Raw genomic sequence first — 7,673 nt, 5'->3', positions numbered from 1 at the left:
GGGCAAACGATTTCTTCCTGCCCCCCCCCCCGCCGCCCCCTTACCCCGCGGGCGGGGGGGGGGGCCGGGGGCGGGGGTGGGGGGCGCCCCGGCCCGGGGGGGCCCCGGGCGGGGGCCCCGGGCGGGGCCCCCGCGCCGCACGGTCCGCCGGCCGGCGCGGGGCCGGGCCGGCCGCCGGGCCGTTCCCGGCCGGCCGGAATAGCCTCGGTGGGGGGCGGTGCTGACCTGGACGGAGGTGATCGGCAGTGGCCGACGAGCAGCAGGACAGGTACCGGATCGAACATGATTCCATGGGGGAGGTCCGCGTCCCCGCCGACGCGAAGTGGCGGGCCCAGACCCAGCGGGCCGTGGCGAACTTCCCCGTCTCGGGGCAGCGCATCGAACGCGCGCACATCGAGGCACTGGCCCGCATCAAGGGGGCCGCGGCCAAGGTGAACGCCCGGCTGGGCGTGCTCGACGAGGACGTCGCCGAGGCGATCCAGGAGGCGGCCGAGGAGGTCGCCCGGGGCGAGTGGGACGAGCACTTCCCCGTCGACGTGTTCCAGACGGGGTCGGGGACCTCGTCCAACATGAACGCCAACGAGGTCATCGCCACCCTCGCCGGTGAGCGGCTGGGGCGGGACGTCCACCCCAACGACCACGTCAACGCCTCCCAGTCCTCCAACGACGTCTTCCCGTCCTCCATCCACATCGCCGCCACGGCCGCCGTCACCCGCGACCTGATCCCGGCCCTGGACCACCTCGCGACCGCGCTGGAGCGCAAGGCCGAGGAGTTCGCCGACGTGGTGAAGTCGGGCCGGACCCACCTCATGGACGCCACGCCCGTCACGCTGGGCCAGGAGTTCGGCGGCTACGCCGCCCAGGTCCGGTACGGCATCGAGCGGCTGAACGCCTCCCTGCCCCGGCTCGCCGAACTGCCCCTCGGCGGCACCGCCGTCGGCACCGGCATCAACACCCCGCCCGGCTTCTCCGCCGCCGTCATCGAGGAGGTCGCCCGCGCCACCGGGCTGCCGCTGACCGAGGCGCGCAACCACTTCGAGGCGCAGGGCGCCCGGGACGGCATCGTCGAGACCAGCGGGCAGCTGCGCACCATCGCCGTCGGACTGACCAAGATCGCCAACGATCTGCGGTGGATGTCCTCCGGGCCGCGCACCGGGCTCGCCGAGATCTCCCTGCCCGACCTCCAGCCGGGCTCCTCGATCATGCCGGGCAAGGTCAACCCGGTCGTCCCCGAGGCGGTGCTGATGGTCGCGGCCCAGGTCATCGGCAACGACACGACCGTCACCACCGCCGGGGCGGCCGGCAACTTCGAGCTCAACGTGATGCTGCCGGTCATCGCCAAGAACGTGCTGGAGTCGGTCCGGCTGCTCGCGAACGCCTCCCGGCTGCTGGCCGACCGCACGGTCGACGGCATCGTCGCCCACCGCGAACGGGCGCGGGAGTACGCCGAGTCGTCGCCCTCCGTCGTCACCCCGCTCAACCGGTACATCGGGTACGAGGAGGCCGCCAAGGTCGCCAAGAAGGCGCTGGCCGAGCGGAAGACGATCCGTCAGGTCGTCCTGGAGAGCGGGTACGTCGAGCGCGGCGACCTGACCGTCGAGCAGCTCGACGAGGCGCTGGACGTCCTGCGGATGACCCGCCCGTGACCCGGCCGGCCCGGGTGCGAACCATGACGGGCGCCGCGGCGTCGTATGTCCGGGGCACCTAATATCTGTGCATGGCAGACGGCGAAGCGGTGAGAGCGGTGGCGGAAGCGGGTGAGGCGGCGGCCCGCTGGGCGCCCGGGAGCCAGATCCTGTGGCGGTACCGGGAGAACGCCGGCACCCGCTTCCACATCGCGCGCCCCGTCACCGTCGTGCGGGACGACCCCGAGCTGCTCGCCGCGTGGATGGCGCCCGGCACCGAGTGCGTGCGGCCGGTGCTCGCCGACGGCACGCCCGTGCACCTGGAGCCGCTCGGCACGCGCTACACCAAGCCGCGGGCCGTCCGGCGCGACCGCTGGTTCGGCACGGGCGTGCTGAAGCTGGCGCGGCCCGGTGAGCCCTGGTCGGTGTGGCTGTTCTGGGAGCCGGGCTGGCAGTTCAAGAACTGGTACGTGAACCTGGAGGAGCCGCTGACCCGCTGGGCGGGCGGCGTCGACTCCGAGGACCACTTCCTGGACATCTCCGTCCAGCCGGACCGCAGTTGGCAGTGGCGGGACGAGGACGAGTTCGCCCAGGCCCAGCGGGACGGCCTGATGGACGCCGGACTCGCCGAGCGGGTGCGGCAGGCGGGGCGGGACGCGGTGGAGGTGATCCGCGCGTGGGGGCCGCCGTTCTGCGACGGCTGGCAGGACTGGCGCCCGGATCCGTCCTGGGCGGTACCGCCGCTGCCGGAGGACTGGGACCGCACGCCCGCGCGCGTGTCCCCATGAGACCCTTGATGTACCCCGGGGCAAGAACCGTAGGATCGTCCTCCGCAACCAGGGAGCGGGGTCGGTGCACAGCACCGTCGTCGAGGGGTGGTGGCCGGGTGGCGGACGGGCGCACAGTGGCAACCACCGGAGCACGGGCTGAGCTTGACCGATCGTCACCGAGGGGCGGCAGGACGTGATCGAGGGGTACCAGGGCGACACCGGCAGGGACCGCCGGCGGTCCGCCGACGGCACGGGAACGGTCCCCGGCCACGCGGGAATTCCGTTCCCGGGGCACGTATTGCGGGTATCGGGTTTTCTGCGGGACGAACTGCACGCGCGGCGCGCAGCCCCGGACGGATGGATTCGACACGCGTGACGGAGCAGCCGATCTCCTTCGAACGCCCCCAGACGGGCGCCGACCCCGCGGACCCCCGCGGGGCGCTCCTGCGTTCCCCGGTGCCGCCTTCCGCGGGCACCCCGGCGGCCGGTACCGCCGCCTTACCGGCACAGGCACGCCCCGGCGAGACGCCCCCGGACACGGCGGTGCCCGGCCAGGAGCCGGCCGGCGTGACCGAGCACTCCCAGCCGGGCGCCGAGCACGCCGCCGAGCCCGACACGCACCGCCCGCGTCCGGCTCCCGAGGGCGTCCCGGCCCGGGCGGCCGGCGAGCAGGAGCACGCCGAGGCGGCGGGCGAGGAGCGCCGTACCGGGCAGGGGCTGCCGCCGGGCCGGCCCACGCCGATGCGGCGGGACGGGGACCGGCTGCGCTTCGTGGGCGCCGCGACCCGGCGGATCGCCCGCGGCATGGACCTCGACGAGATCGTGATGGGGCTGTGCCGGGCCACCGTGCCCACGTTCGCCGACGCGATCCTGGTCTACCTGCGCGAGCCGCTGCCCGTGGGCGACGAGCGGCCCACCGGCCCGCTGGTGCTGCGGCTGCGCCGCACCGACCGGATCCCGGCCGAGCGCGACACCGAGGGCGGCTTCATGCCCCCGGTCCAGCCCGAGCCGTCCGGGCTGGACGCGGTCGGCGCCGAGACCTGCGAGGTGCGGCCCGGCAGCGCGCTCGCCGAGGTGCTGCGCGGAGTGCGGCCGGTCTTCACGGACGCGCCCGCCGCCCGCGCCGCGCTGCCCGAACTCCTCGGGGACGGCGGCGACTTCGCGGTGCCCTCGGGGCAGCGGGCGATCCTCGCGCCGCTGCGCGGACGGCGCCGGGTGATCGGCGCCGCGCTGTTCCTGCGCCGCCCCGAGCGCCTCGCCTTCGAGGCCGACGACCTGCTGGTGGCCGCCCAGCTGGCCACGCACAGCGCCCTCGGCATCGACAAGGCCGTGCTGTACGGCCGGGAGGCGTACATCGCGGACGAGTTGCAGCGCACCATGCTGCCGGAGACCCTGCCGCGCCCGACCGGCGTGCGGCTGGCGGCCCGCTACCTGCCGGCGGCGGAGACCGCGCGCGTCGGCGGCGACTGGTACGACGCGATCCCGCTGCCCGGCAGCCGGGTCGCCCTCGTCGTCGGCGACGTCATGGGCCACTCCATGACCTCGGCCGCGATCATGGGCCAGCTGCGCACCACCGCGCAGACCCTGGCCGGCCTCGACCTGCCGCCGCAGGAGGTCCTGCACCACCTCGACGAGCAGGCCCAGCGCCTGGGCATCGACCGCATGGCGACCTGCCTGTACGCGGTCTACGACCCGGTCTCGCACCGCATCACCATCGCCAACGCCGGCCATCCGCCGCCGGTCCTGCTGCACCTGGGCGGCCGGGCCGAGGTGCTGCGGGTGCCCGCGGGCGCCCCGATCGGCGTCGGCGGCGTCGACTTCGAGGCCGTGGAGCTGGACGCGCCCGCCGGCGCGACCCTGCTGCTGTACACCGACGGCCTGGTCGAGTCCCGCCTCAGGGACGTGTGGACCGGCATCGAGCAGCTGCGGGAGAAGCTGGCCGCGACCGCGCAGCTCACCGGGCCGGACCATCCGCCGCCGCTGGAAGCGCTGTGCGACGAGGTGCTGGACATGCTCGGCCCGGGCGACCGGGACGACGACATCGCGCTGCTCGCCGCCCGCTTCGACGGGATCGCGCCGAACGACGTGGCGTACTGGTTCCTGGAGCCGGAGGACGCCGCCCCCGGCCGGGCTCGCCGCCTGGCCCGCCGAGCGCTCGAGCGCTGGGGCCTGGAGGAGCTCAGCGACTCGGTGGAGCTGCTGGTCAGCGAGGTCGTCACCAACGCCGTGCGGTACGCCACCCGCCCGGTCACCCTGCGGCTGCTGCGCACGAACGTGCTGCGCTGCGAGGTCGGCGACGACGTGCCGCAGCTGCCGCGGCTCCGTCAGGCGCGGGCCACGGACGAGGGCGGGCGCGGGCTGCTCCTGGTGAACAAGGTGGCCAGGAGGTGGGGGGCGACCCGGCTCTCCACCGGCAAGGTGGTGTGGTTCGAGCTCGGGGTGCCCCCCGCTCCCTAGTGCCCGGCGGGTCCCGCCGTCGAATCCCCCGCCGTCCGTCCGGGCGGCGGGGGGCGGCGTTCCGTCGCCCTCTTCGGGTGGCGTCCGCGGACCCGCCGCGCGGGTCGAGTCCACGGGTGTCACCGCGTCCGGCACGCGCCCCGGGGCCGTCGCCAAGGGCACCGGCCGGTACCGCTCCGCCTGCGGTGGCGGTCACCTCACCCTGGACGGCCGGTACAGCCGCTGGAGGCTCGGCGTCGACGAGTGACCCGGCCCCGGCCGGGCGGAAGAGCGGGACCGGTCGCGGGGCCGGCGGGCACCGTGCGCGCGGGGCGCCCGGCGGCTCGCCGGGCGCCCCGCGCGCTACTCGTCCTCGTCCTCGTCCTCGTCCGGTACGACGGGGTCCTGCGGTATGTCCTCGTCGACCGACGGTTCCGTCGTCGGTGTCTGGGACGGCGTCCGGGACGGCGTCTGGGACGGCGTCTGGGACGGCGTCCGGGACGGCGTCCCGGAGGCCGGCGGCTCCGACGTCGGCTCCTCGGTGGTCGGCTCCTCCGAGGGCGTCTCGGCCGGCTGCCGGGTGACGGGGGGCGTCGGCGTCCGGGTGGGCCTGACGGCCGCGCCCTGGGTGGTCTCCAGGTCGAACCGGCTGACCCCGTCCAGCACGCCGAAGGTGTACTCCGCCCAGATCCGCGCCGGGAAGCCGCCGCCGTTGACCCGTTCGAAGCCGCCCGCGCCGTACAGCTCGACCTGCGGGTGCGGGGGCTTGGTGCTCTCGCCGAACAGGCCCACCGCGGTGACCAGGTCGGGGGTGTAGCCGACGAACCAGGCCGACTTGTTGTTGTCGGACGTGCCCGTCTTGCCGGCGACCTGCTGGCCGCTCCGCCGCGGGTTGTCCCGTACGGACGCGCGGGCCGTGCCGTCGTCGACCACGCCGGTGAGCACCGAGGTCACCGTGTCGGCGGCCTCCCGGCTGATCACCTGCTCGCCGATCGGGTCGGGCATGGTGACCGTGCGGCTCCGCTGCTCCGCCGACTTGATGATGGTCGGGGTGACCTTCCTGCCGTGGTTGTCGAGGGTGGCGTAGACCCCGGCCATCTCCAGCGGGCTCGCGCCCATGGTGCCGAGGGTCTGGGCGGGCACCGCCTTCAGGCCCTCTGTGTCCATGCCGAGCGCGCCGGCCGTCTCCAGCACCTCCGCCATGCCGACGTCCACGCCCATCTGCGCGAAGACCGAGTTCACGGACTTGTTCATCGCCGTCTGCACGGTGATGTCGCCGTAGTCCCGGTCGTCCTCGTTCTCCGGGGCGAAGCCGACCCTGTCGCCGTCGCGGTCGACGACCGGGCGCTTGCTGGTGCCGTCGTAGACCGTGCTCGCGGTGATCGGCGTGCCGTCCCGGGTGGTCGCGCCCTCCTCCAGGGCCGCGGCGAGGATCACCGGCTTGAACGTCGAGGCCGGCTGGTAGTCGGTGCGGGTGGCGTTGCTGAGGTAGTGCTTGAAGTAGTCCCGGCCGCCGTACAGCGCGACGATCCTCCCGGTCTCCGGGTCGACGGAGACCGCGCCGGCCTGCACGGCGGCGTCGACCTCGCGCTTGTGCGGGTCGAGCCTGTCGGTCAGCTGCGTCTTCACGGCCCGCTCCAGCTCGGCCTGCTTCTCGCGGTCGATGTTGAGCGTGATGGTCCAGCCGTTGTCCTCGACCTCGGCCTCCGCCTGCGACTGGGAGATGCCCTCCTGCTCCCTCAGCTGCCGGGCGAGCTGCTGGTTGGCGAGCTGGACGAGGTAGCCCTTCTGGCCCGCGAGCCCGGCGGTGCCCCGGGGCTCCTCCGGGACCGGGAACTCCATGGCGTCCCGCTCGGCCCCGTCCAGCCAGCGCTCCTCGACCATGTTGTCCAGGACGTAGTTCCAGCGCTCCTTCACCAGCCGCTTGCCGGTGCCGGAGGCGACCGCCCAGTCGTACTGGCTCGGCGCCTGGAGCAGCGCGGCGAGGTAGGCGCCCTGCTCGACGGTCAGGTCCTCGGCGTCGGTGCGGTAGTAGGCCTGGGCGGCCGCCTGGATGCCGTAGGCGCCGCGGCCGTAGTAGCTGGTGTTGATGTAGCCCGCGAGGATGTCGTCCTTGGACATCTGGCGGTCCACCTTCAGCGAGATGACCAGCTCCTTCAGCTTGCGGCTGACGGTCTGCTCCTGGCTGAGGTAGTAGTTCTTGACGTACTGCTGGGTGATCGTCGAGCCGCCCTGGGTGCCCTTGCCGGCGAGGGTGTTGAGCAGGCCGCGGGCGGTGCCCTTCAGGTCGACGCCGGCGTCGCTGTAGAAGCTCTTGTTCTCGGCCGCGACGAAGGTCCGCTGGACGTCCTTGGGCACCTTGTCCAGGCCGACGATCTCGCGGTTGACCGTGCCCGAGCGGGCCAGCACCGTGCCGTCGCTGAACTTGTACACGTTGCTCTGGCGCCGTGCCGCCGCGTTGCCCTCGGGCACGTCCACCACCAGGTACAGCACGACGAACGCGCCGATGCCGAGCAGGCACAGGCCGAAGAACGCGCCGAGGGCCTTCCTCCAGGTGAACAGCGCGCGCATGCCGCCCCGGCCGGCGCCCCCGGCCGCTCTGCGGGCCCCGGCCCGGCCGCCGACGGCGGCGGCCGACGGCGTCCCGGACGAGCGCCGGGGCGCCGCGCGGTGGCCACCGCGCTGTCGCGCTCGTCTCTCTTCCGCTCGTCCCATGGGTCCGATCCGCTCCGCTTCGTTCACGTGTGCTCAGAAGTCACACAGGTTCGCCGCTCAGGTCAGCTCAGAAAGCTAACACCACCAGATATGACAAAGGGCTGCCGATCCGGCCTTTTACGGACGT

General features: G+C 74.1%; 4 protein-coding genes. 3 read left to right on the top strand and 1 reads right to left on the bottom strand.

Annotated elements, in window-relative coordinates:
* Nucleotides 1-245: 245 nt before the first annotated feature.
* The 3 genes from ACIBAI_RS06080 (at nt 246) to ACIBAI_RS06070 (ending at nt 4,852) form a co-directional block, all read left to right on the top strand.
* Complete coding sequence (locus tag ACIBAI_RS06080) at nt 246-1,646, top strand: class II fumarate hydratase (protein ID WP_344605729.1); 1,401 nt, start codon at nt 246-248, stop codon at nt 1,644-1,646.
* A 71-nt stretch (nt 1,647-1,717) separates the two neighbouring features.
* Nucleotides 1,718-2,413 carry a DUF402 domain-containing protein gene (locus ACIBAI_RS06075; RefSeq protein ID WP_399031349.1) on the top strand — a complete coding sequence of 232 codons (696 nt, stop codon included), beginning with the start codon at nt 1,718-1,720 and terminating at the stop codon, nt 2,411-2,413.
* A 339-nt stretch (nt 2,414-2,752) separates the two neighbouring features.
* The gene (locus ACIBAI_RS06070) at nt 2,753-4,852 is read left to right on the top strand and encodes a SpoIIE family protein phosphatase (protein WP_399031347.1); all 2,100 of its coding nucleotides are present in this window, start codon (nt 2,753-2,755) and stop codon (nt 4,850-4,852) included.
* A gap of 342 nt (nt 4,853-5,194) precedes the next feature.
* Here the strand turns inward: ACIBAI_RS06070 and ACIBAI_RS06065 are convergent, their stop codons facing one another.
* Nucleotides 5,195-7,546: a transglycosylase domain-containing protein gene (locus ACIBAI_RS06065; RefSeq protein WP_399031345.1), complete on the bottom strand. Its 2,352-nt coding sequence runs from the start codon at nt 7,544-7,546 to the stop codon at nt 5,195-5,197.
* Nucleotides 7,547-7,673: the final 127 nt, after the last annotated feature.

The sequence above is a fragment of the Streptomyces sp. NPDC051041 genome (assembly GCF_044456065.1).
GTDB lineage: Bacteria > Actinomycetota > Actinomycetes > Streptomycetales > Streptomycetaceae > Streptomyces > Streptomyces glaucus.
The sequence above is the reverse complement of the archived record's forward strand: the minus strand, read 5'-3'. Positions and strand labels throughout refer to the sequence as shown.

What these genes read in the sequence shown, in the direction of transcription:
- ACIBAI_RS06075 (WP_399031349.1), top strand. Translation starts at nt 1,718, where the DNA reads ATGGCAGACGGCGAAGCGGTGAGAGCGGTGGCGGAAGCGGGTGAGGCG.
- ACIBAI_RS06070 (WP_399031347.1), top strand. Translation starts at nt 2,753, where the DNA reads ATGGATTCGACACGCGTGACGGAGCAGCCGATCTCCTTCGAACGCCCC.
- ACIBAI_RS06065 (WP_399031345.1), bottom strand. Translation starts at nt 7,546, where the DNA reads ATGGGACGAGCGGAAGAGAGACGAGCGCGACAGCGCGGTGGCCACCGC.